Here is a 22460-nt window from a genome sequence, read left to right as displayed (position 1 = left end):
GCGTTCAAGAGAACACCTCCGTTTTCCAGCCGCCGCCGGGGGCGCGCTGGACTGCCAGGAATCGGAACGGGTACATCTCGGCGGCCACCTTCACCTTTACGCGGGCGTCTTCCTCCCAGAAGCCCTTTACCTCGTGGGCCTCCAGGTCGCCGGCGGCCGTCATCACGAAGAAGTCGATGGTGAGGTGGGTCTTCTCGGCCAACTTCAGCTTCACGGACTCGAATCGGAACCATGCGATCTCGCCGGCGGCCATCTGCAACGCCAGGTGCGCGGCATAGGCCTCTTCGGTCTTGTTCATCTCGCCGGGCACATGTCGGGGACGGCCGCGCGCGACCTTGCCTGCGGCGTTGCCGCTGCCGGAAGGCTGGGCTGCCGTCGGCGGTCGGTAGGCGCGCGGCGCGGCCGGTGCCGGAGCGGCTGCCGGCGTGCCGGCCTGCACCAAGCGGCGCATGCCCTCCGGCATGTCCTGCACGGTGGCATAGCGCAGCGAGCGGCTGGGCGTCTTCTTCGGCGGCATCAGGCGGATGCCTCCATAGCGCCCCACACGCGCATCGCGCGCTGCCGAAATGCGTCGAACTCCTGGCGGGCGCGCTGCTGCGCCGCCTGGTGCTCACGATCCATCTGCTCGAGCATGCAGTCGAACTCGACGTTCAGCAGACCCACAAGCTGCTCCATGGACAACCCGCCGCGCGTGCGCTGGCCCGAGGCTGGCGCAAGCATCGGCATGGCCAGCTGCTGCTGACCCGAAGGCGGCGCCGGCGCGCACTCTACGCGGCCGGCCTCAGTCGCAGCCCACGTCGCCACCGGCCGCCCGTCGCGGCCGCTGTCGCGGTTCTCGCACCTGCGCACCAGGCCATCCCCGTCGAGCTCCCGCAGCAGGCCAGCCGCGGCGGCTGTGCTCAGCAACATCACCTCGCGCGGTGCGCCTGACTCGAGTGCGGCGTTGCCCATCAGCTCCAGCGCCTCGGCAGCGGTGCTCTCGCCGTGGATGCCCAGGCAGAACAGCAGTAGCTGCCGCTGGTAGGCGCGAATCTCAGCCGGCTCCATGCATGCCTCCGAAACCGAGCTCAGCCGCGGCCTGCGCCATGGCGCTGCGTGCGGCGTCGCGGTTACGCACCACCTGCGGCTCGGGCCTGGGTGCCGGTAGCGCGGCCATCGGCTCGGGTACGGCGCCGCCGTCCATGACGTGCTTCACCGCCCTCTCGTAGGCGTTGGCCAACATGCGCTGCTGCAACGCGCCGCTCTCGGCAGTGGCATAGGCGTGCAGGTCCAGCTTCGACCGCACCAGCACGGTGAATCCGCTATGGGCCTGGCCGGGCCGCATCTGGCCGTCGACTTCGGCAAGCGCCGGAACGCCCAAGCACATTGCGCGGAACTGCCCGGGGTTCGGCGGCCACTGCAGAGCGCTGCGCAGGCAGTTCCCCATACCGTCGGCGACCTGTCGCGGGGTGATGCCGACCAGCACCTGGAACCACAGTTCCCCGGCCGTGGTCAGGCTGCCCGCGTTGTTCACCGGGGCCGAGCCGTTCTCGCGCACCCACTTTCCGGGAAACATACCGGCCATCCGTTCCCACACCGTCCACAGCATGCTCACCGCGCGCTGGTCCGGCTCAGTGGTGGACGGGTTCGAACTCGACGTCGATGACATCGCCGCCTGTTCCGCCAAAGCCTCCAACTGCCGCGCGCTGCTCGAATTTTCGCCGCTGCTCTGCGACGTGGTCGGCAGAACCTTGCTGAGGGTTTGCATTGGTGCCTCCGGTGGTATTGGGGATTGCGGGCATTGCGCCTGCCGCATGGCGGTTGCGGGCGGTCTTGATTGCCCAAGGGAACGGGTTCGTGACCGGTGGCGATCGCGCCAGCCCTTCAGCGACCGTGTGCCCCAGCGTCTCCGGCGTCACGCCCTCCTTCAGGGCGGCCAGCAGGTCTGGGTGGCTCGGGTTGGTGGAATGGCATCCAGCCTTGCGCATCAGCAAGCACGCACGCCCCGCGTCGGTCACGCCTCCCAGAGATCCTTGAGTGAGATGTGATGTATCTGGAGGAATATTGGGGTCTGGGGTCTGGGTACCCGTGTTCACACCTGTGTTCACACCACCTGTCACACGTGACTCTGCGTGACATGTCACGCGTGACAACTGGTCGAGTGTCACGCGCTCGTCGCCCGTGACATGCGTGACATGGAGCGCCTTCAGCTGTGCCATCGTGACCATGCCGTCCGGCACGACGCCGACAGCGCGCAGGTCTTCGAACATCATGGTTCTGCGTGCTCGGGTGCGTGCCTGGCGCTCGGTTTCATTGCTCTTTCGGGCATCACGGCGGCCTTGGCCCTCGGCAATACGGCCTTGCGCCTTGGCGATTTGCTCATCGCAGCGCTTGCTGTGCCGCAATCCGTCTTCTGCCACGGGGAAGTAGCGCTCGGCGACCTTCTTGACCGCAGCCTTGTCCGCCGCAGTGATTGCGCCGGCGATGATGTACAGCTCGGCCAGGCTCTCTGGCAGCGCCTGCTCTTCCGAGTAGTACGCCAGCATCAGCTTGAAGTAGACGCCGTGGTCGGTCAGGGACAGTCGGGTCGTGTCCTTGAGGTAGTCGCCCGGATACATCTCGAAGTAGATCATCAGGGTTCCCCGGCACCGTGCTTGCCGCGTGCCGCAGCACCGGGACTGCCAATCCTGCCCAGCTCATGCTCGTTGGGCGGCAGCGTCTCCAGCCGGTATGTCTCACCCAGACTGTTGCGCCAGCGATACGCCGTGGCGCGGCTCACGCCGAAGTGCCGGACAATGGCCTCAACGGTTGGGAAATCTCTGAGCTCGACTGCCCAGCGCATGAACTCCATGACGATCCTGGTGGTGTTGTAGCCGGCAAGGGCGTGCTGGGGCGCGCTGCGCCGCTGCTTCTTTTCAGACATCGCGGCGGCTACCGGAGCTACGGTCGGCTCTCGCTCAACCGGAGCGGTGCGGAGCGCAGGGCCACAGCGCAGACCGAGGGTCGGACTGATGTTCATCCTGTCGCCCCCGCATGACCCGATACGGGAACCTCACGCCCCATCGCGGTGCTCAGCTGCCGCAGGCCGGGAAGCCGCCGCCTGGCGGCCGCCGGATCGTTGAGGTCCTGCAGCGCGAGCTGCCAGCGATATGCTGTCGCGCGCGAAAGGCCGAATCGCTTCTGAAGCGCATCAACGCGCACCGGCTGCGGCTGCTCTTTGGCCCAGAGGACTACATCCACCATGGGCAGAAGCGGCACGACACTCTCGGGGATGCGACGGCCGGCACTGTCGAATTCGCTGACCACGGCGATTGCCCAGCTCACCATTGCACCGCCGCTCATCGCTGCGCCCCCTGCACCGCTCGCGGCGCCAGATCCTGCAGGTGGCCCGACACGTAGCGCTTGGCCGTCACCAGTTCCGCCTCGAGCTGACCGATCTCGTCCAGCGCGCGACGCAGCTCAGGTATGTCCTTCGGGCAGATGCGGCCGTCAGCCAGGACGTTGGTGATCGCTTCGAGCGTGTGACCGAACTCCACCGACAGGCGGGCCACAGCCAGCACGCCGGCATGCGGCTCCATCATCGGTATACGGGCACCGAGAAAGCCATAGCGCTGGGCCAGTTCGCGCGAACAGGCGTCGCGCCAGTGCGGCGGCAGCGCACGAACCCACGACTCTTCCAGGTCAACAGGCATCTTGACTGTGCCATTGCGGATGCGGGCAATGAGCTGGCCGTTGGACTTCAGCGCTTTTTCGGTGCTGTCGGCGTCTACACCGACATGGAAGTGCAGAATGCGCTCGGCTGGCGCTACATCCGCCATGTACTGCTCGGCGATCGCCTGGGCGAGGCTGCTGTCGGTGTGGCCGCTGTTGCGGATGGCGTCGGTCGTGTGCCGGAACACCACCACAGAGCGCGGCTCGTGGTACTGAGGATCAGGCTTCATTTACGCACCTCGGGAGGCGATGCAAAGTGGCCGCCATGGACAGGACGACCGTAATTCAGGGATTGGGTGGCTTGGGGATCGCGGCTCAGCGGTCTGGCGGGAACGCGGTCACACCGCGTCGACCGGCACGATCCGGTCAGCGTCCGGGTCGTTTTCCGGAGGTCGCTCAAGCGCTTGGAAGTGGGCTGGCATCAGCACGAAGCGCAGCTTCAGCGCCCAAAGATCGTCGATCTGACCAGCGGGCCACTGATAGACAGCCGACGGCGTGATTCCGAGAGCGCGTGCAAGCGCGGCGGCATTGCCGTCGTAAGCGGCAATGGCTTCTTCCTTGGTGATCCGGGGCATGTTCATGCCACCCATATAAGCACGCTTTCATTGATAGTGCAAGCACGCTTACTTAACGGACTAATAAGCTCGCTAACATGACTACAGCCCTCGCTACCCGCCTGAAGCGCGCACGAACTGAGTGCGGCATTACCGAACCCGCTGATGCCGCGCGTCGTGCTGGCATCACCGCATCAGCTCTGTACCAGCTGGAGGACGGCAAGACGAAGTCGCTCAGCGGCGAGACGGCGGTGAAGCTGGCCCGTGTCTACAAGCCTTTCCGGGTCGAATGGCTGATCACTGGTGAGCTGCCCGAGCGCTGGGACGAGTCTCATGGGTCCTCGATATCAGACGGTGAGACACCCGCTGGCTATGTTCGCCTTCGAGTAATGGAAGGCGAGGCTTCAGGGGGCTTTGGCGCAATGAATCAGGATTACCCGGACGTGGTCCGGGAGCTCGACATCGCGGAGTGGCAGGTTCGCCAACAGCTGGGCTTCGTGCCCGAGGGTGACCGCGTGCGCCTGGTGACCGTGCGCGGGGACTCGATGTATCCCGACATCAAGAATGGCGACGTGGTGTTCGTGGACGTCGCCAAGGACTACTTCGACGGCGATGGCCTGTATCTGATCAATCTGCATGGGCTGACCTACGTCAAACGCCTGCAGCTGCTGCGGGATGGCCTGCACGTCATCAGCACCAACCGGAAGTACCTCAGCGAGGTAGTTCCTCCCCACGAGGCTGATCAGCTGCACGTGGGTGGCAAGATTTTGGGCCTGGCGCTGCTGCGCAGCGCGCAGGAAGTCTGACGTTAGAACGACTTGGTCTGTGCTTTCTGGCGCTGCGCCTCACGCGCCTGCTGCTCAGGGGTATAGACCAAAATCAGACCGGAATCGATGGCCCCGACGATCCCACTAAAATGGACGTAGACGTTTGGCAGATTCCACACTGCCTCAGGGCTTGAGAACTTTGCGCCTACCCCTGAAACAACGTCGCTGGTTCCCTGGGTCGTCGGCTTCCCGAGCTTCTGCTGCAGCTGCTCAAAAAGCTGCTGCGCATGTTGAAACCCATCTGTTTCAACCATCAGTCCTTCGATTCTGCCATCTACAACAACCGCTGTGACGGTACGCGTGCCTGTAGGTCTCTTCTTTGAAACAGGCACAACAGTCAGCGCATCGTTGTTCCGCAGGTTAGGACGCGGGTCTCGGCGCATGTCCGAGGTCGCCCAGCACGCCGTTTCCAGCGATGACAGATCGTAAATTGCCCCGCCATAGAGTTGCTTTACGGGGCACTCACGCACCAGTCGTCCACCGACAAAAATTCCCATGAACTCAAAGCCGGTGTTCGGCCTTTCATCTGATCGGCGGGACGTATTCGCTTTTTCGACAGAGATTGCCTGCCGTTTGACCTCGCTCGGGTCCGGGGCCTGGGCACCAACTGTTCCGACTGCGCCAAGAGCCAGCAACACCAACGATTTCCGCCAATCCATTCCTATTCCTCGTGCTCCTTTGAGCTAGTAGCGTAGAAGCACGCTGAATAAGCGTGCTTGCATTCTTCGTATAAGCGTGCTTTTATAGCTGCGCAGCCGGCTTCTGCCGCACACGGAGAGACACGCAATGCCCCTGACCCTCAGCACCAAGCGCACCGCCCGCGTCGGCATGGCCGCCTTGGCGTGCTTCATCGCCCTGGGCGTGGTCGCCTGGGCCATCCCCACCGATGCACCCGCCGCGGCTACCGATGACGCGCCAGACGGCCTCGTGATCACCAGCCCCCGCATCTGCGCCGCCCTGGCTGTGTACGAGCTGGCCGCCGGGGACGATTGGGCACTGCGTGCCACCGTCGCCAACACGACCCTCAACGCCTTCCGCGATGCAGACCGGGTGCCCGACTGTGCGGCAGGCGTCACTGCGGCGCTGACGCAAAACTTCGAGCCGGCGCGCTGGCAGCTTTCCCTCGACGCGGCCGATGCCGTCCTGAGCGGCTCCTATGAGATTTCCCCGGCGGCATGCGTCCGGGCCAATGCGGTTGTCCCCCTGTCGACCGCAGACGGCAAAGAGCCGAGCACGTCCCCCGTGCTGGCCCGGGCGCAGTGTGTGATGTACGACCTGGCTTTCATCGAGGTGGCGCCGTGATCGCCGGCCTGCGCACCGAGCCGCGCGCCGCTATGGTCGGCAGCCAGCGCCTGCCGCTCAGCCCCACCGAGTCGAAGGTGCTGCAGCTGATCATCAACGCAGGTGACACCCCGATCAGCCGCTTCCAGATCGAGCGGGAGATCTACGGCGCCTCCGGCCGCAAGTCGAACACCGTCGAGGTGACCATCTGCCGCCTGCGCCAGAAGCTGGCCCAGCACGGCTACCGCATCAATGCCACCCGCAGCTGTGGCTACACGATCAGCCAGGCCGGTGCAGCATGATCGCCGCCATCACCTACCCCCTCGCACAGCGCGCGGCCGTTGCCGCCAAGGCAGCCGCTACCGCCGCCACTGGTATGGGCTTCGCCCCGAATCAGGTCGCCGCAGCCGCTGACGTTGCCGCGCACGCAGTGCTCGAGCGCCGCTCCAGCGCCGGCCGAGCCATTGCCGACGTGCGCAAGAACCTTCGCCGCATGATGCGGGCACAAGGCGGTGCTGCATGAGGGCGCCTGCGATCAAGCTCCCAGCACCCGATCTGACGCCCGACCAGCGCGCGGCCTTGGAGCGCGCGAAGCGCCCCCGCCGCCATCCCTACCGTGTGTATTGCACGCACCAGGCGAGCGCGCAGCGTCAGCGCGAGGCGGAAGAGCAACGCCAGCGCGTCGCGCCGAACCTGCACAGGTTGGTGCGCAGATGGACGGCCTGCATCCGATCGGCGGCGGCTTGGACGCGGTGATCGTCAGCACGGCCGCACCGACGCCCGAAGAGAGGCTCCAGCGCTATGCGGCGGCCGTTGCTGCCCACCCGTGCCGCTGGTTCTCGCTCCGCGTGCAGTTCGGCCAGATCCTGCAGCGCTCGCTCAAGAACGGCACACGGGTGGGCTACGCAGCGTGGCAACGGCAGATGCCGGCTCTCTGGCCACGCACACAACTCCGCTGACGCTTCGCCGGCGGCATCCATGGACCTCCGCAACCAGCTCGACATCTTCGACCACGACCCAGCGCGCCTGGCCAAGGCCAACCGCGCCGCCGCCGAGCACGCCCTGACCGATCCGTTCTTCTCCCAGAAGGTCCGACAGGACCGTCACGACTACTACATCGCCGAAGCCGAACGCCTTGAGCGCTTGGCAGCCATGGCCGAGAAGCCGGCCACCACCGCAGCCTGAGATCTCCCGAATGAAACAGCCTCAGCCCAGCGACGCCAAACCTCCAACACCGATTCCCGATAGCGCGATTGAAGCGTGCTGCGCCTCCGATGACCCGCTAGGCTTTGGAAACCCTCTTGTAGTCGGAGGCAAGGTTAAGAAAGAGCTGTGTTGCCCTACGGGCATCCTTCGCCCACTCGTCACGAAGCGTAGCGTCACTGTGTGCGGCAGCATCGCCGTTGACCAGCCTTTTGGACTGACGAACAACGTACTCAGCGAGCGACGTGGCGTTGGCGAGCAGCAGCGCGTCATCATCTTCCAGCTGGTGCCCTGTTCCTTTGATGGCCTCCATGGCAGCCGTGACCCTTTGGATCTCGTACTCGATGTTCGGAAGGATGAGTTGAGTGTCGGGACGAATCACCGATCCGAGGGATGTGACCGCGGCTTGAGCTTCATGGACGTGGGGGTAAAGCGCGATCTTCGATCGCAATGCGTCGTGCTTGGCTTTGCGCCGGCGCGCTTGGGTCTCTTTGAGTGCAAGAGCAAGGGCAAGCCCAGTTGCTGCCGCGGTGGCGATGGCAGCCCAAGCATCCCAATCGATTACACAAGATCGGCTGAGCAACCAGCACTGGCTCACTCCATCAATGATGCTCATCCCGCACTCCATCGGTGGTGTGGCCGGCATTCTGCCACGGCTCGAATGCGCCTGGTGACTACCAATGGCTAGCCAGCCGCTCACCGCTGCACCGACGCGCGCCGTCTCCAGCGCGCGGTTCATCACTTCACGCGGCAACAGCATCCTAGCGGCTCGATTTCAGTGCCTGCTGGACTGCGGTCACATCGTCATCCGACCAGGTGAGCACGTCCGCGGCACGAGGTTCTCCCTGCGTGCCCCATTCACCGCCCCATGCAACCAATGCCCGAAGGAACCCATCCATGGCTGACGGCTCCCGTGCTTTCAACTTCCCCATGCCGCAGCGCTCCCGGCTGCGCCCCGGCGAGATCGTTGTGGATCTGTTCGCCGGCGGCGGGGGCGCCTCGGAAGGTCTCAAGCAGGCCCTGGGCATCGATCCCGCTCTGGCCTACAACCACGACGAGCTGGCCATCGGCATGCACGCCGCGAACCACCCGCTCACCCAGCACCACCGCGAGGATATCTGGCACGCAGACCCACGCGTGGACGTGGCCGGCCGGCCCATCGGCTGGTTCCATGCCTCACCGGACTGCACGCACTTCAGCCAGGCCAAGGGCGGCCAGCCGCGCAGCCGCAAGACCCGCGCATTGTCGTGGGTGGTGCTGAAGTGGGTTGGCCAGCTGCTGCGTGCTGATCGGCTGCACGGAACCAACACCGCGCCGCGCATCATCTCCATGGAGAACGTGTGGCAGATCCTGACCTGGGGTCCGCTGGTGGCAAAGCGCTGCTGCAAGACCGGCCGAGTGATCACCCTAGACTTGGTCCAGGCAGTGCACCCGGAGTCGGGAAAGCCGCTGTTCCGGCGTGGCAAGCCGGTCATGGTCAACCGAGTCGCCGACAAGGGCGAGCGGGTGCCCGTCGAGCGCCAGGCTCTTGTCCCCCACAAGCGTTACAGCGGTCGCACTTGGCGGCAGTTCGTCGCGGCACTGCGGGCGCTGGGCTACGCGGTGGAGTGGCGCAAGCTTGTGGCTAGCGATTACGGCGCCGGCACCAGCCGCGAACGCCTGTTCCTGCTCGGCCGCCGCGACGGCCAGGCCATCGTGTGGCCCGAGCCTACCCATGGCACAGCCCCGGGGCAGAAGCCGCGCGTGACTGCTGCTGACTGCCTGGACTTCTCGATTCCCTGCCCATCCATCTTTACTCGGGACCGACCGCTGGCCGACGCCACCATGCGCCGCATCGCCAAGGGCGTCATGCGGCACGTCATCAACTCGGCCGATCCCTTCATCGTCCCTGCAACACACCAGGGCGGCGATCGCGTGCACAGCGTGCGCGACCCCATGCGCACCATCACCGCCGCCAATCGCGGCGAGCTGATGCTGGCCGCGCCGGAGCTGGCGCCATTCCTCACCGAGCATGCGAACGCAAGCCGCCAGCGGACGATGCCGGCGGACGAGCCACTTCCTACTGTCTGCGCGGGGGTGAAGGGTGGGCACTTCTCGGTGGTATCCCCGACACTTGTCCAGACCGGCTATGGCGAGCGCGAAGGCCAGGCCCCGCGTGCACTCGACCTGCAGCAGCCGCTGGGCACGATTGTCGCGGGCGGTGTGAAGCACGCTGTGGCCGCGCCGCACCTGGTGAAGTTCCGTGGCGACAGCCTCGGCACGGCGGCCACCGAGCCCGTGCCGACGATCACTTCTGGTGCTGGTGCCGTGCGCCCTGCCGGCGCTGCGCACGCGCTTGGTGTGGCAACAGCCTTCCTCGAGCAGGCCAATGGCGGCTTCTACCAGGGCGCAGGCAACGATGCTCGCGACCCCATCAGCACCATCACTGCCAGCGGCAGCCAGCAGCGCCTGGTCGCTGCATACCTGACGGCGATGGCGCAGAACGTGGTGGGGAACGATCTGCGGGTGCCTCTTCCGACCGTGCTCGCCGGTGCAACGCGCTTCGCCGAAGTGGAATGCACCCTGAGCCCCGAACAGGAAGCGGGCGCCCTGCGCGTCGCCGCCTTCTTGGTGAAGTACTACGGCAGCGGCATCGCCGTGGGGCTGCATGACCCCGTGGACACGGTCACCACCAAGGACCGCTTGGCGCTGGTCACCGTGGTCATCAAGGGTACGCCCTACGTGATCGTGGATATCGGCCTGCGCATGCTCAAGCCGCATGAGCTTTTCCGTGCGCAGGGCTTCCCACGGACCTACATCATCGACCGCACCGCCGACGGCACCGAACTGAAGACCACGGCGCAGGTCCGCATGTGCGGCAACAGCGTCAGCCCGCCACCGATGTTCGCGATCGCAGAGGCCAACCTTGACCCGGTGCCGGCCGACATGGCGGTGGCGGCATGACCGGCGCTGCCCTGGCCAAGCACGTTGCCCGCGTGCTGCTGACCGAATGCCGGGCGCGCCGCCACGGCCTCGGCTTCTGGTTCGCCTTCAACGCTGCACAGCGCGCGCGCATGCGCGCGACCGCTCCCGCACCACTGCCGGCATCGCCACGCGCACCGGCACTGCCGGCCCAACTGGACCTGTTCGCATGATCCACATCGGAGACTGCCTGGAAGTGATGCGCGGAATGGCCGCCGGCTCGGTCGACGCCATCGTGACCGATCCGCCCTACGGCCTGTCGTTCATGGGCAAGCGCTGGGATTACGACGTACCCAGCACCGAGATTTGGGCCGAGTGCCTGCGCGTGTTGAAGCCTGGCGGCCACCTGCTGGCTTTCGCCGGAACCCGCACGCAACACCGCATGGCAGTGCGAATCGAGGATGCTGGCTTCGAGATCCGCGACATGATCGCGTGGGTCTACGGCAGCGGTTTCCCGAAGTCGCACAATGGTGCTTGGGGCGGTACCGCTCTGAAGCCAGCGCTCGAACCGATCACGGTCGCCCGCAAGCCTCTTACAGGTACGGTGGCAGCCAACTGGCATCAGCATGGCACCGGTGGGCTCAACATCGACTCTTGCCGGATCGAGACGATGGACAAGCTCGGCGGCGGCGACCAATCGGCCGCGCCGAAGATTGCTTCCGATGGTTGGCACCGGCCATGGATGGAGGACGAGCAGGCAAAAGCCGCACATGCTGACCGTTGCAACACCAACGTAGCGAAGGCGGAAGCGCTGGGTCGCTGGCCTGCCAACCTGATCCACGATGGCAGCGAGGAAGTACTCGCGGCATTCCCTGCAGCGCCTGGACAGAAAGCGAACCTGAGCGATGATGGGGAAAGCGCCCGATTCTCGGTCGTGTACGACGGCGGGCCACTCCCGCGAGGCGGCGAAGCGAGTTCGAACAGCGTCAACGATGGAGCGGTGGGCTTCAAGATGCGTCCTGGTGCACGCCGTTTGGATAGCGGCAGCGCTGCCCGGTTCTTCTACTGCGCCAAGGCAACGCGTGAAGACCGCAACGACGGCCTCGATTCTGGCCCGGTGCCAGCAGTATCGGCTGGCGCAACGATGCGCGACCGCGAGACTGCCAACTGGCCGGCGCGGAACGGCAACCACCACCCCACCGTGAAGCCGACTGACCTCATGCGCTACCTGTGCCGGCTTGTCACTCCTGCCGGCGGCACGGTGCTGGACCCGTTCATGGGTAGCGGCAGCACCGGCAAAGCTGCCGTTCTCGAGGGCTTCCAGTTCATCGGCATCGAGCTGGACCCCGCCTATGCCGCAATCGCCGAGGCGCGCATCCGGGTCGCACAGCCTGGGCTTTCATTTGGAGACGTCGCATGAGCCCAGGACGCAACGCCGCATCTATCCGCGCTGCTCTTCGCGGCCCAGCGCCCGCACACGTGACGGCGCGCGACATGATCCGCCGCCACTGCCGGGAGCACGGCAAGCAGCTTGCCTGCCTTGCGCCCGCCTGGGGCTGCCAGGTGTTCAGCGTTTGGCGCGCATTCGGCCGGACGTCCCGCCCCCTGCAGCCGCATCAGGTTGAGGGCGCGATCACAACGCTGCAGCTGGACGAGTTCGATGCGAACGAGCTACGGCTGCGTGCTGCTCGCGAAGCAGGGTGGCACATCGATCCCAAGATGCTGCTCGAGGGCGGAGCATGAGCGGCGATGCCTCGACCATCAGCACAGCACCGCCGCAGACTGCGAGTGACGCCGTGCGCGAGATGCGAGCAGCAGGCCGCGCCGGTCATGCGGTGCCGGCCGATCAGGTGAATCGATGGGCCACCACGCTGATGCGTCTGTTCGGTCAGCAGCGAGCCGTCAGGCTCGAGCAATGGGGCGGATCGTTCTGGTATCAGATCGATGAAAGGCAGTGGTACCGAGCCCTTGCAGCTGGCGAACAGGTCCGGGCTCTTTACACCCAGCCGCTTCTCCACGAGGTTCGCAGGGCCGGCAAAGATCGGGATCACATCTGGTCGGCGGATCGAACGCACTGCACCGTCTGTAACGACCCCTTCGATTGGGCCGATCCGTACTGCAACCCACCCAAGCCACCGGCGCCGATCGCGCTGAAACCCCAGCCGTTCAATCCGTCCTGGGTTCTCCCGCTGCTCGACCGACTGGAGCGAGCGTTGAAGCGTGAAGGCAAGCGGGAAAGGGACGAGTGGGGTTTCCGAATTGCGCAGATGCGTAAGTCAATCGAAGAGCATACGAAGGAGAAATCACATTGACCGTTGAGCACATCAAGGCCGCCGCGGGCGAGCGGTCACCACTGATCCACCAGCAGCGCACGGCCATAGCGGTTGCAGCAGCGCTCGAAACCGCCCTGACCAGTACGCGCCCCGCCAGCGGCGGCGGCCGCGCATTGACCTTCACATTTGCCGGTGAGCCGCAGCTGCAGGCCGCGTGCGACGCCTGGCGCGCATACGCCCTCGCCACCATCGACACGCAGGCGCCGCTGGCGGAGACGGCGACCCAGCGGCTGACGGCCCAGATCGGCCTCGCCCTTTTCGATGATCCCACCATGGACCTGACACAGATCGCAAACCTTGTGTCCACGGCGCGGTCGGACTCGCACACTGCGCTGCTGTTGGCGCCCACCACTGAAGTAACGGAGGCCCGAGATGGGCGCAGCTGAGAACATCCCCGAAGTCCTGCTGAAGCTCGAGCAGGTCGAAGCCCAGACCGGGATGAAGAAGAGCTACATCTACCGCGAGATGGAGAAGGGCACTTTCCCGCCCAGGCACAAGGTCGGCGGCGGCACTCGCTGGTACCAGAGCGACATTCAGCGTTGGATCCGCGCCCGCAGGAGCGCTCCCCAGTGGACCCCCGAGAACGCGGGGCAGCCCGCGGCCAACTGCGATGGGAGCGGAGCGTAAACGGTCACCGAGCGGTCACCGAGCCGCGCTGGCTTGACGAAGAAGGCACTGCGGATGATCCTAAGTGCCTGATTCGATGGTGGGCCCATCAGGATTCGAACCTGAAACCAAGGGATTATGAGTCCCCTGCTCTAACCGTTGAGCTATAGGCCCGGCGCAGCGTCACAGTGTAGTAGAGCCTGTGCTTGATCGGCTACCCGGTAATCGCAAACGGCAGCCGAGCATGGCTCGGCTCTACAGAAAGCACACACACCCCAAAAAGAAAAACCCCGCCGAAGCGGGGTTTCTCTCAACGCTTCAACAGCCGCTGGAAATCAATCGATATCCAGGAAGCTGCGCAGCTGCTCCGAGCGGCTCGGGTGACGCAGCTTGCGCAGGGCCTTCGCTTCGATCTGGCGGATGCGCTCGCGGGTCACGTCGAACTGCTTGCCGACTTCCTCAAGGGTGTGGTCGGTGTTCATGTCGATGCCGAAGCGCATGCGCAGCACCTTGGCTTCCCTCGGGGTGAGGCCGGCCAGCACGTCGCGCACGGTTTCAGACAAGTTGATGTTGGTGGTGTTCTCGATCGGGGACTCCACGTTGGTGTCCTCGATGAAGTCGCCCAGATGGGAATCCTCGTCGTCGCCGATCGGGGTTTCCATCGAGATCGGCTCCTTGGCGATCTTCATCACCTTGCGGATCTTGTCTTCCGGCATGTCCATTTCCTTGGCCAGCTCCTCCGGCGTAGCCTCGCGGCCGTACTGCTGGAGCATCTGGCGGGAAATGCGGTTCAACTTGTTGATCGTCTCGATCATGTGCACCGGAATACGGATGGTGCGCGCCTGGTCGGCAATCGAGCGGGTGATCGCCTGGCGGATCCACCAGGTGGCGTAGGTCGAGAACTTGTAACCGCGGCGGTACTCGAACTTGTCCACGGCCTTCATCAGGCCGATGTTGCCTTCCTGGATCAGGTCCAGGAACTGCAGGCCGCGGTTGGTGTACTTCTTGGCGATCGAGATCACCAGGCGCAGGTTGGCCTCGACCATTTCCTTCTTGGCCTTGCGCGCCTTGGCTTCACCGTAGGCCATGGCACGGCTGATTTCCTTCAGCTCTTCCAGGTCCAGCTGGGTCAGCTTCTCGATGTCGATCGTCGCCTGCTGTTCGGCGATGATCTGGTCCTTCACTTCGCGCAGGGCCGACGACCACTTCTGCTTGCGCTTCAGTGCGTCTTCCACCCACTCCAGGTTGGTCTGGTTGCCTTCCCAGGAACGGATGAAGTCCTTGCGCGGCATGCGTGCAGTGACGGTGGCCAGGTTCAGCACGCGGCGCTCATGGGCCTTGATCGACGCCATGGTGTCGCGCAGCTGCTTGGTCAGCACATCGGTCAGCGGCAGCGGCAGCTTCAGGGTGACGAACACCGCCGACATTTCTTCGCGCAGGCGCGGCAGGTTCTTCTTGTCGCCCTTGGTCGCGGCCTTCTTGAAAGCGTTGAAGGCATCGCTCAGCGCCTGCATGCGCGCGGCGACTTCCTCCGGATCCGGACCGGTCGGTGCGGCTTCTTCATCGCCACCGTCGACATCGTCGTCCTCGTCCTCGTCGCCTTCGGCGTCGGCATCGCTGCTGTCATCGGCGGCGGCCGCCGGCGGTGCCGGCTCTTCATCGGTCAGATCGTTGAAGCCGACGATCACTTCGGCCAGGCGCTTCTTGCCTTCCTTGTGGGCTTCGTAGTCGGTCAGCAGCGACTCGACCGAGACCGGGAACTGGCCCAGGGCCGCCTGGACCTGCGAAAGGCCTTCCTCGATGCGCTTGGCGATGGCGATTTCGCCTTCGCGGGTCAGCAGCTCGACGGTGCCCATTTCGCGCATGTACATGCGCACCGGGTCGGTGGTACGGCCACCTTCGGTATCGAGCGCGCTCAGTGCGGCGGCGGCTTCTTCGGCCGCGGTGTCATCGACTTCGCGGTTACCGGTGTTGCCGTCGTTGAGAAGCAGGGTTTCCACATCCGGCGCAACTTCATGGACATCGATGCCCATGCCGTTGATCATGCCGATGATGTCTTCGATCTGTTCCGGGTCGACCATGTCGTCCGGCAGATGGTCATTGACTTCGGCGTAGGTCAGGTAGCCCTGTTCCAGGCCCTTGCTGATCAGTTGCTTGATTTCGGATTGGGCAGGACGTTCGTTGGCCATGTAGTGCTCGCGCCACCGGCTAGGGAGAAATAGGGAACGTAGCATTATACCAGCCCGGGGCCCGGCCTGCCGGGCGGTGGTCCCGGCGGCCTAGGGCCTGAGAAGGAAGGTCACGGGACCGTCATTGACCAGGCTGACGACCATATGGGCACCAAATTGGCCCGTTTCCACCCCTGGCGCGTGATTTTCACGACAGATCTCGACAAATCGATTGAACCCGCGTTCAGCCTCGTCCGGCGGCGCGGCGCTGGTGAAGCTGGGCCGCATGCCCGACCGGGTGTCGGCGGCCAAGGTGAACTGGCTGACCAGCAGCAGGCCGCCGGCGGTATCGCGCAGCGAACGGTTCATCTTCCCGGCCTCGTCGGCGAACACCCGGTAGCCCAGCAGGCGCTCGGCCATTCGCTGCAGCTGGGCCTCGCTGTCGCCCGGCTCCATGCCGACCAGCGCCAGCAGGCCGGGGCCGATCTGCCCCACCGCTTCGCCCTCGACGTGGACGGCGGCCTGGCTGACGCGCTGGATCAGGACGAGCATGCGGGGGCTTCCAATGAACACGGCCGGCCACGATAGCAGCGCCCTTGGCTAAACTGGCGCCGATGAATCCGCAACGCAAAGCCCGGCTGGTCTACCGCGCCACCACCCTGTTCGCCCGCCTGCCCTGGCCGCTGCTGCGGGGAGTCGCCCGTGCCCTGTCCTGGACCTGGATCAGTCTCAACGCCCGTGAGAGCCGCGTCACCCGGCGCAACCTGGAGCTGGCCTACCCGGACCTGGAGGGCGCCGCGCGCGACCGCCTGCACCGGGAGCTGCTGCGCTCCACCGCCCTGCAGGCCATCGAAACCCTGCGACTGTGGAGCCAGGCGCCGGCCGACAACCTGCGCCTGCACCTGAAGCAGCGCCACGGCGAGGCCCTGTACGACGCGGCGCTGGCCAGCGGCAAGGGCGTGATCGTGGCGGCGCCGCACTTCGGCAACTGGGAGCTGCTGAACCAGTGGCTGGCCTCGCGCGGGCAGATCGCCATCGTCTACAAGCCACCGGAGGACGAGGCCAGCGATGCCTTCCTGCAGCTGGTGCGGGGCGGCCAGAACGTACAGCAGGTGCGTGCCGAAGGCCCGGCCGTGCGCCAGCTGTTCAAGGTGCTCAAGGACGGCGGTGCCACCGGCATCCTGCCCGACCAGCAGCCCAAGGCCGGCGATGGGGTGTTCGTGCCGTTCTTCGGCGTGCAGGCGCTGACCATGACCCTGGTCAACCGGCTGGCCGAGCGTACCGGCGCCACCGTGCTGTATGGCTGGTGCGAGCGCATCGGGCCGGACATGGAGTTCGCCCTGCACATCGAACCGACCGACCCCGCCGTGGCCGACCCGGACCCGCAGGTGGCCGCTACCGCGCTCAATGCAGGCATCGAGCGCATCGCCCGCCGCGACCCTGCGCAGTACCAGTGGACCTACAAGCGCTATACGCTGCGACCATCGGGCAGTGGCGAGGAAGACCCCTACGCGACCGAGGAACACCCGCACTGACGGCCGCTCCACTCAGGCCACCGGCCCCTGCGACCGGCGGCCGCACCACGTTGAATACGACGCCGGCGCCCCCATAGAGACTGCGATGTCCGCCTCCCCCGGTCCTGCCATGCCTGCTGCTTCTTCCCTGTTCGGCGATCCGGCCGCGATCCGCTGCGAGCGCGCGGTTTCCGAACTGCGTGCCGGTCGCCCGGTGCTGCTCCACGATGGCCAGGGCCAGCGCCTGGCGGTGATCGCGCTGGACAGCGCCACAGCCAGCAGCTTCGCTGCCTTCGCCAATGCCGCCCACGAGCGGCATTACCTGTTCCTGACCGCCACCCGCGCCCGCGTGCTTGGCGTGGAGGCCCCGCAAGGTGCGCGCCTGCCGCTGGCCGGTGTTGCCTTCGACGCCCTGCCCTCGCTGGGCTATCTGCGCGAACCGGGCCCGATGCCGGACGGCTGGAGTGCCGGTGACGCCTTCGATGCAGGCGCCGTGGAACTGGCCCGCCTTGGCCTGTTGCTGCCGGCCATGGTGGCGGTGCGCTTGGACGCCGAAGACCGCACCTTCGATGGCGCTTCCGAGGTGGCGCTGTGCGACCTCGCCGAAGGCGCAGCACATGCGGCCCACGACTACGAACTGGTGGCGCGTTCACCGGTGCCGTTGCGCGACGTCGGCATGACCACGTTCGCGGTGTTCCGCGGCGGCGTCGCCCAGCGTGACCAGGTCGCGATCGTCGTCGGCGAACCCGACCTGTCGGCGGTGGTGCCGGTGCGCGTGCACTCCTCGTGCCTGACCGGTGACCTGTTCGGCTCGCTCAAGTGCGACTGCGGCGACCAGCTGCGGCGCGGCCTGCGCAAGCTGAAGGAACTGGGGGGCGGCGTGCTGCTGTACCTGGACCAGGAAGGCCGTGGCACCGGCATCGCGGCCAAGATGCGCGCCTACGGCTACCAGCACGACGGCCTGGACACCATCGACGCCGACGCACAGCTGGGCTTCGGTGCCGACGAGCGCCGCTACGGCAGCGCGGTGGCCATGCTGCGTGGCCTGGGCATTTCGCGCGTGGCCCTGCTCAGCAACAACCCGACCAAGGCGCAGCGCCTGCGCAATGCCGGCATCGAAGTGCTGGACTGCATTCCGGTCACCGGCGAAATCACCGCCGAGAACGAACACTACCTGCGCACCAAGGCCGATCGTGCCGGCCACCTGCTGGATGTGGACGCGCTGATCCAGGCTGCCCAGTAACGCAGCCGACCTGCTACCGTCTGCGCGGTGCGGCCACGGCCGCCACCGCCCGCCCTGCCACCTGACGGAGCCCGCGTGACCGACGTTCCCCTTACTGCTCCGCCCACCGATGCCTGGCAGTCGCTGCCGCGCCGCGCCTCGCGGCTGGCCGCACTGGAAGGTGCCTTCGGTGGCCTGTTTGTGCCAGGCCTGCCGCTGGCCGCTGCATGGTGGTTCTTCGATCTGCCCGGTGGCGTATGGGTCGCAGCCCTCGGGCTGCTGGTGGGGGCTGCATGTGGTGCGTGGCTCGGCCACCGCCGCCTGGTCCGCACCCGTTGGCGGCTGGACGCACAGGGCCTGGGCCTGCGACGAGACCTGATGTGGCAGCTGGAAACGCGCATTCCCCTGTCGCGCGTGCAGCACCTGGACCTGCGCCGCGGGCCACTGGAACGCCGCGCCGGTCTGGCCACGCTGATCGTGCACACCGCCGGCACCCGCATGAGCGCGGTGACCGTGAGCGGCCTGGACGAGGCGGATGCCGAGCGCCTGCGCGACACCCTGTCCCATCAGCTCGACCAGGACGCCGACGCCCTGTGAGCCTGCCACCGCCTCTGCCTGCAGCACTGCCCGCCGGTGGCGAGGACCACCGCCTGCATCCGTGGTCATGGTTGTTCGTACTGTTGATGCAGCTGCGCCATTACTTCCTGCCGCTGGTCGCGCTGCTGGTGTTCGGCCAGCGGGGTGACCGCGACCCGATGTGGGCGCAGCTGATTCCGCTGACGGCAATTGCCGCACTGGTACTGGTGTCGGTGCTGCAGTACCTCAGCTACCGCTACCGCATCGGCAGTGATGCGATTACCGTGCGCAGCGGTCTGCTGGCGCGCAACCGGCGCGAGATTCCGTTTGCGCGCATCCACAACGTGGAGGTCCGGCAGAACCCGCTGCACCGCCTGTTCGGTGTGGCCGAGCTGCGCCTGGAATCGGCCGGCGGCGTGCGTCCAGAAGCCGAAATGCGGGTGCTGAAGCTGGACCAGGCGCTGGCGCTGGAACGACTGGTGCGCCAGCGCGGGCAGGCGCCGCAGGCCGCCGACGTTGTCGCCGCCGCCTCGATCACCGAGGCCGACACCGAACAGGTACTGCTGCGCCTGTCGAGCTGGGACGTGGTGCGCATGGGGCTGCTCTCCAACCGTGGCTGGGCGCTGGCGATCGCCGCGTTCGGTGTCCTGTTCCAGACCGTGCCGCGACCGGTGATGGACGATGCCCTCCAGCGCGGTGGCCGCGAGGCCTTCGGCTACGCCAGCCACCTGCACCCCGGCGTGGCCGGCGCGTTCCTGCTGCTGGCTGCGGCTCTGTTGCTGGGCTGGCTGGCGCTGCGCGTGTTGTCGGTGGTGCTGACCCTGCTGCGCTACCACGGCTTCACCCTCAGCGAGCAGGATCGCCGCCTGACCGTTTCGGCTGGCCTGCTCAGCCGCACCCGCAGCAGCGTGGCGCGCCGGCGCATCCAGGCCTGGACGCTGCGCGAAGGTACGTTGCAGCGCTGGTTCGGGCTGCGCCAGCTGCGCATCGACAGCGCCGCCGGTGGCCCTGCGCGCGATGAGGATCGCGCCCTGCGCGAACTGGCACCGCTGGCGTCAAGTACGCGTTGCGAGCAGCTGGTGCAGCACCTGCTGCCACAGTTGCAGTGGCCACCCGCGCAGTGGCAGTCCATTCCGCAGCGCGGCTGGTGGCGGCTGTGCCTGGGCGCGCTGCTGCTGGTGCCGCTGCTGGCTGTGGCCGCGTACTGGCGCTGGGGCCCATGGGGCCTGCTGGTGCTTGCGTGGCTGCCGGTGGCGCTGCTGGTCGCGCACCGGCAGATGGCGCGCATGGGCTGGTCCCTGGACGAGCACTATGTGGCGGTGCGCGGCGGCTGGTGGAAGCGCTGGTGGCGCTGGGCCGAGCTGGACAAGGTGCAGGGCCTGCGCCTGCAGCGCTCGCCGCTGGACAGGCTGCTGGGCACCAGCAGCCTGCAGCTGGATACCGCCGGCGCGCATGGCGATGTGGCGCTGACCCTGCACCATCTGCCGCAGGCACAGGCGCAACAGGTGATGGAGCAGCTGGCCGCAGCACTCGCGCGGCGCAAGCTGCGCTGGTGACGGCGGGGCCGGATCCCGGCCGCGCATCCACGCATGGCGTGGATCTACTGTAGAGCCGAGCCCATGCTCGGCTTGACGCAGCCGAGCATGGGCTCGGCGCTACATCACCCCCGTTACCGCTGCGAGGGGCCCCAATAGCCCAGGTCCTTGCGGATCTGCAGATCGCGCACCCAGCTGCCGAACGGCTTGCGCCGCAGCGCGCCCATTTCACCCGACAGGAAATCCTCGGTGGCCGCGATCACGCGCTCGCTGGACAGGCCATCGCGGTACGGGTGGATGGCATCGGCGTAGCGCACGATTTCCGCCTGCAGCGCCGCGTCCGGGTGCAGCGCGCGCTGCAGCATCGCCTGCAGCTGCGCAGGATCATCGAAGTCGATCATGTGCGGCTTGGGCACGCGGTTGCGGAAAGTCACCACTGGCTTGTGCTGGACAATGAACTCCGAAACGATCGACGAGGTATCCGATACCAGCACATCGGCGGCGCGCTGCGCGGCCATCACCTGCTCGGGCTCGATGAAGCGGGCATTGGCACCGGCCAGCGCGCGGTAGCGTTCGAACAGTTCCGGCGGGCACTTCGGGTGCAGGGTCAGCAGCCAGTAGTGATCACCAGCAGCGATATCGGCGGCGATCTGCGCGTGCAGGTGCGGGGCCGCGCTCAACCGTTCAGTGAAGGTCGAGCCGAACAGGATCACCGGGCGCTCGCCGGCCGGAGCACGCAACGCGGCGCTCTCGCCACCGTCATCGCGGAACAGCGGGTCCAGCTTCGGCCAGCCGGTCTCTGCCACCGCGAAATGGCCCTGCAGGGCAGCGATCTCGCGGAACGGCGCAGTGGTGGCCGGCCCCTGCGTGCAGTACAGGTCGAACATGCCGCGCACCCGGAAGTGGCCGCGCGCACTGTCGCGCTTTTCCACGTTGAAGCCATGGAACAGCTGCACCTTGGCCCCCGAAAGGAACGTCGGCACCCAGTTGGCCGCGCTGAATACCGCCCGCGGACGCATTGCCAGGGCCTGCTTCAGGCCCAGGTTGGGCACCCCCGGCAGGCTGCTGCCGGCCGCGCCATCCTCGAACCAGGCTGCTACCTCCTGCCCGGACGCGTGCAAGGCCTGCGCCAACGGGGCGAGAATAGGCAGCGCATAGCGCTCCGTCGCAAACAACAGGTACCCGGCCATCATGTCCTCCACGACCGCTCCCATCGAACGGCCTCGCATCTCGGCGTGCATTATCGCGTTCAACGAGGCCGGGCGCATCGGCGACTGCCTGGCCTCGCTGGCCTTCTGCGATGAGATTGTGGTGGTGGACTCGCAGTCCACTGACGCCACCGTAGCCATCGCCGAGGCCGCCGGTGCCCGCGTGCTGCAGCGCCGGTTCGAGGGTTTCCGCAGCCAGAAGGCGTTCTGCGTCGAGCAGGCCAGCCATGACTGGGTGCTGTGCCTGGATGCCGATGAACGGATCAGCCCGGAACTGCGCGCGGCCATCGAACAGGCCCGCGACGGCGGCTTCAGCGGCCACGCCGGCTACCGTTTCGCCCGCCTCTCGGAGTATTTCGGCAGGTTCCTGCGCCACGGCAACGCCTATCCGGACCGGGTGATGCGGCTGTTCGACCGCCGCCAGGGCGGCTGGCGCGGCAAGCGCGAGATCCACGAGGCGGCCAGCGTCGACGGCAGCGTCGGTACGCTGCGCGGCGACCTGATCCACTACCCGTACCGGTCATTGCAGCAGCAGCTGGCCAAGACCGAGAAGTATGCGCGGATGATGGCCGAGCACGAGTTCGCACGGGGCAAGCGGGCCACCCTGGGCAAGCTGGTACTGGCGCCGGCCTGGCGGTTCTGGCGCGGCTTCCTGTTCCGTGGCGGCTTCCGCGATGGCTGGCATGGCCTGGTCTACGCCTACGTACGCGCCAACTACGTGCGGCAGAAGACCATCATGCTGTGGATGCTGGGCAATGGACAGGCGGTGGCCGACCCGGCGCCTTCCGCGGACCGGCCGTGACCACGCTGTGTCACACTTCGCGGGCGTTGCCTGAAGATCC

31 protein-coding genes and 1 tRNA gene are annotated in these 22460 nt (G+C 66.5%); 18 read left to right on the top strand and 14 right to left on the bottom strand.

Annotated elements, in window-relative coordinates; translation table 11 throughout:
* Nucleotides 1–4 precede the first annotated feature (4 nt).
* The 8 genes from N5D45_RS05665 to N5D45_RS05630 form a co-directional block, all read right to left on the bottom strand.
* On the bottom strand, nucleotides 5–517 hold the full coding sequence (locus tag N5D45_RS05665) for a hypothetical protein (protein ID WP_279938561.1): 513 nt from the start codon (nucleotides 515–517) through the stop codon (nucleotides 5–7).
* Nucleotides 517–1047 (bottom strand): hypothetical protein, encoded by a 531-nt coding sequence (locus N5D45_RS05660; protein ID WP_279938560.1) that lies wholly within the window; start codon nucleotides 1045–1047, stop codon nucleotides 517–519. Before N5D45_RS05660 ends, N5D45_RS05665 begins: the two co-directional genes overlap by 1 nt.
* Complete coding sequence (locus N5D45_RS05655; RefSeq protein WP_279938585.1) at nucleotides 1034–1588, bottom strand: hypothetical protein; 555 nt, start codon at nucleotides 1586–1588, stop codon at nucleotides 1034–1036. Before N5D45_RS05655 ends, N5D45_RS05660 begins: the two co-directional genes overlap by 14 nt.
* 22 nt (nucleotides 1589–1610) lie before the next feature.
* Entirely contained in the window at nucleotides 1611–2612 is a 1002-nt protein-coding gene (locus tag N5D45_RS05650; protein ID WP_279938559.1) for a YdaU family protein, read from the bottom strand.
* Nucleotides 2612–2902 (bottom strand): hypothetical protein, encoded by a 291-nt coding sequence (locus tag N5D45_RS05645; RefSeq protein ID WP_279938557.1) that lies wholly within the window; start codon nucleotides 2900–2902, stop codon nucleotides 2612–2614. The genes N5D45_RS05650 and N5D45_RS05645 overlap by 1 nt, the downstream gene beginning before the upstream one ends.
* 92 nt (nucleotides 2903–2994) lie before the next feature.
* Nucleotides 2995–3321, bottom strand: a complete 327-nt coding sequence (locus N5D45_RS05640) for a hypothetical protein (protein ID WP_064239325.1) — start codon at nucleotides 3319–3321, stop codon at nucleotides 2995–2997.
* Nucleotides 3318–3920 (bottom strand): hypothetical protein, encoded by a 603-nt coding sequence (locus tag N5D45_RS05635; protein WP_279938555.1) that lies wholly within the window; start codon nucleotides 3918–3920, stop codon nucleotides 3318–3320. Before N5D45_RS05635 ends, N5D45_RS05640 begins: the two co-directional genes overlap by 4 nt.
* Nucleotides 3921–4028: 108 nt before the next feature.
* Nucleotides 4029–4265 (bottom strand): Cro/CI family transcriptional regulator, encoded by a 237-nt coding sequence (locus N5D45_RS05630; RefSeq protein ID WP_279938553.1) that lies wholly within the window; start codon nucleotides 4263–4265, stop codon nucleotides 4029–4031.
* A gap of 77 nt (nucleotides 4266–4342) precedes the next feature.
* Between N5D45_RS05630 and N5D45_RS05625 the strand changes: the two genes are divergently transcribed.
* Complete coding sequence (locus N5D45_RS05625; RefSeq protein WP_279938552.1) at nucleotides 4343–5050, top strand: helix-turn-helix transcriptional regulator; 708 nt, start codon at nucleotides 4343–4345, stop codon at nucleotides 5048–5050.
* A 2-nt stretch (nucleotides 5051–5052) separates the two neighbouring features.
* Here N5D45_RS05625 and N5D45_RS05620 read toward each other — a convergent pair whose 3' ends face one another.
* Nucleotides 5053–5730 carry a hypothetical protein gene (locus N5D45_RS05620; protein ID WP_279938550.1) on the bottom strand — a complete coding sequence of 226 codons (678 nt, stop codon included), beginning with the start codon at nucleotides 5728–5730 and terminating at the stop codon, nucleotides 5053–5055.
* 127 nt (nucleotides 5731–5857) lie between these two features.
* Here N5D45_RS05620 and N5D45_RS05615 point away from each other — a divergent pair, with 127 nt between their 5' ends.
* The 5 genes from N5D45_RS05615 (at nucleotide 5858) to N5D45_RS05595 (ending at nucleotide 7537) form a co-directional block, all read left to right on the top strand.
* Nucleotides 5858–6373: a hypothetical protein gene (locus N5D45_RS05615; protein WP_279938549.1), complete on the top strand. Its 516-nt coding sequence runs from the start codon at nucleotides 5858–5860 to the stop codon at nucleotides 6371–6373.
* The gene (locus tag N5D45_RS05610; protein ID WP_279938547.1) at nucleotides 6370–6654 is read left to right on the top strand and encodes a winged helix-turn-helix domain-containing protein; all 285 of its coding nucleotides are present in this window, start codon (nucleotides 6370–6372) and stop codon (nucleotides 6652–6654) included. Before N5D45_RS05615 ends, N5D45_RS05610 begins: the two co-directional genes overlap by 4 nt.
* Nucleotides 6651–6875 (top strand): hypothetical protein, encoded by a 225-nt coding sequence (locus N5D45_RS05605; protein ID WP_279938545.1) that lies wholly within the window; start codon nucleotides 6651–6653, stop codon nucleotides 6873–6875. The genes N5D45_RS05610 and N5D45_RS05605 overlap by 4 nt, the downstream gene beginning before the upstream one ends.
* Nucleotides 6876–7065: 190 nt before the next feature.
* Nucleotides 7066–7311: a hypothetical protein gene (locus N5D45_RS05600; RefSeq protein WP_279938544.1), complete on the top strand. Its 246-nt coding sequence runs from the start codon at nucleotides 7066–7068 to the stop codon at nucleotides 7309–7311.
* A gap of 19 nt (nucleotides 7312–7330) precedes the next feature.
* Nucleotides 7331–7537, top strand: coding sequence for a hypothetical protein (locus N5D45_RS05595; RefSeq protein ID WP_279938543.1), 207 nt, complete (start codon nucleotides 7331–7333; stop codon nucleotides 7535–7537).
* 97 nt (nucleotides 7538–7634) lie between these two features.
* On the opposite strand, the gene N5D45_RS05590 is transcribed toward N5D45_RS05595, so the two are convergent.
* Entirely contained in the window at nucleotides 7635–8315 is a 681-nt protein-coding gene (locus N5D45_RS05590; protein WP_279938541.1) for a hypothetical protein, read from the bottom strand.
* A 137-nt stretch (nucleotides 8316–8452) separates the two neighbouring features.
* Between N5D45_RS05590 and N5D45_RS05585 the strand changes: the two genes are divergently transcribed.
* The 7 genes from N5D45_RS05585 to N5D45_RS05555 all read left to right on the top strand — a co-directional run bounded on the left by N5D45_RS05585 (nucleotide 8453) and on the right by N5D45_RS05555 (nucleotide 13416).
* Nucleotides 8453–10498 (top strand): DNA cytosine methyltransferase, encoded by a 2046-nt coding sequence (locus N5D45_RS05585; RefSeq protein WP_279938540.1) that lies wholly within the window; start codon nucleotides 8453–8455, stop codon nucleotides 10496–10498.
* The gene (locus N5D45_RS05580) at nucleotides 10495–10689 is read left to right on the top strand and encodes a hypothetical protein (protein WP_099484457.1); all 195 of its coding nucleotides are present in this window, start codon (nucleotides 10495–10497) and stop codon (nucleotides 10687–10689) included. Before N5D45_RS05585 ends, N5D45_RS05580 begins: the two co-directional genes overlap by 4 nt.
* Entirely contained in the window at nucleotides 10686–11876 is a 1191-nt protein-coding gene (locus tag N5D45_RS05575; RefSeq protein ID WP_231352336.1) for a site-specific DNA-methyltransferase, read from the top strand. The genes N5D45_RS05580 and N5D45_RS05575 overlap by 4 nt, the downstream gene beginning before the upstream one ends.
* 74 nt (nucleotides 11877–11950) lie before the next feature.
* Nucleotides 11951–12199, top strand: coding sequence for a hypothetical protein (locus N5D45_RS05570; protein ID WP_057503226.1), 249 nt, complete (start codon nucleotides 11951–11953; stop codon nucleotides 12197–12199).
* Nucleotides 12196–12768 (top strand): hypothetical protein, encoded by a 573-nt coding sequence (locus N5D45_RS05565; protein WP_134968294.1) that lies wholly within the window; start codon nucleotides 12196–12198, stop codon nucleotides 12766–12768. Before N5D45_RS05570 ends, N5D45_RS05565 begins: the two co-directional genes overlap by 4 nt.
* Nucleotides 12765–13175, top strand: coding sequence for a hypothetical protein (locus N5D45_RS05560; RefSeq protein WP_279938538.1), 411 nt, complete (start codon nucleotides 12765–12767; stop codon nucleotides 13173–13175). The genes N5D45_RS05565 and N5D45_RS05560 overlap by 4 nt, the downstream gene beginning before the upstream one ends.
* Entirely contained in the window at nucleotides 13162–13416 is a 255-nt protein-coding gene (locus N5D45_RS05555) for an AlpA family phage regulatory protein (protein ID WP_279938537.1), read from the top strand. The genes N5D45_RS05560 and N5D45_RS05555 overlap by 14 nt, the downstream gene beginning before the upstream one ends.
* A 77-nt stretch (nucleotides 13417–13493) precedes the next feature.
* On the opposite strand, the gene N5D45_RS05550 is transcribed toward N5D45_RS05555, so the two are convergent.
* The 3 genes from N5D45_RS05550 to dtd all read right to left on the bottom strand — a co-directional run bounded on the left by N5D45_RS05550 (nucleotide 13494) and on the right by dtd (nucleotide 16115).
* A tRNA-Ile gene (locus tag N5D45_RS05550) sits at nucleotides 13494–13569 on the bottom strand.
* 161 nt (nucleotides 13570–13730) lie between these two features.
* Nucleotides 13731–15584, bottom strand: coding sequence for an RNA polymerase sigma factor RpoD (gene rpoD, locus N5D45_RS05545; RefSeq protein WP_049480199.1), 1854 nt, complete (start codon nucleotides 15582–15584; stop codon nucleotides 13731–13733).
* Nucleotides 15585–15674: 90 nt separating this feature from the next.
* Nucleotides 15675–16115 (bottom strand): D-aminoacyl-tRNA deacylase, encoded by a 441-nt coding sequence (gene dtd / locus N5D45_RS05540; protein WP_049480200.1) that lies wholly within the window; start codon nucleotides 16113–16115, stop codon nucleotides 15675–15677.
* Nucleotides 16116–16177: 62 nt separating this feature from the next.
* On the opposite strand from dtd, the gene N5D45_RS05535 reads away from it, so the two are divergent.
* The 4 genes from N5D45_RS05535 (at nucleotide 16178) to N5D45_RS05520 (ending at nucleotide 20431) form a co-directional block, all read left to right on the top strand.
* Nucleotides 16178–17098, top strand: a complete 921-nt coding sequence (locus N5D45_RS05535; RefSeq protein ID WP_010481197.1) for a lauroyl acyltransferase — start codon at nucleotides 16178–16180, stop codon at nucleotides 17096–17098.
* 85 nt (nucleotides 17099–17183) lie between these two features.
* Entirely contained in the window at nucleotides 17184–18320 is a 1137-nt protein-coding gene (gene ribA, locus N5D45_RS05530; RefSeq protein ID WP_125437638.1) for a GTP cyclohydrolase II RibA, read from the top strand.
* A 75-nt stretch (nucleotides 18321–18395) separates the two neighbouring features.
* Entirely contained in the window at nucleotides 18396–18896 is a 501-nt protein-coding gene (locus N5D45_RS05525) for a PH domain-containing protein (protein ID WP_043397520.1), read from the top strand.
* The gene (locus tag N5D45_RS05520) at nucleotides 18893–20431 is read left to right on the top strand and encodes a PH domain-containing protein (protein WP_279938536.1); all 1539 of its coding nucleotides are present in this window, start codon (nucleotides 18893–18895) and stop codon (nucleotides 20429–20431) included. Before N5D45_RS05525 ends, N5D45_RS05520 begins: the two co-directional genes overlap by 4 nt.
* Before the next feature lie 113 nt (nucleotides 20432–20544).
* On the opposite strand, the gene N5D45_RS05515 is transcribed toward N5D45_RS05520, so the two are convergent.
* Nucleotides 20545–21603 (bottom strand): CDP-glycerol glycerophosphotransferase family protein, encoded by a 1059-nt coding sequence (locus N5D45_RS05515; RefSeq protein ID WP_043397515.1) that lies wholly within the window; start codon nucleotides 21601–21603, stop codon nucleotides 20545–20547.
* On the opposite strand from N5D45_RS05515, the gene N5D45_RS05510 reads away from it, so the two are divergent.
* Nucleotides 21602–22420 (top strand): glycosyltransferase family 2 protein, encoded by an 819-nt coding sequence (locus N5D45_RS05510; protein WP_010481187.1) that lies wholly within the window; start codon nucleotides 21602–21604, stop codon nucleotides 22418–22420. The genes N5D45_RS05515 and N5D45_RS05510 overlap by 2 nt on opposite strands.
* Nucleotides 22421–22460 lie beyond the last annotated feature (40 nt).

The organism is Stenotrophomonas sp. GD03819 (assembly GCF_029841665.1).
Classification (GTDB): Bacteria; Pseudomonadota; Gammaproteobacteria; order Xanthomonadales; family Xanthomonadaceae; genus Stenotrophomonas; species Stenotrophomonas geniculata.
This window is presented reverse-complemented; position numbering and strand designations above follow the sequence as displayed.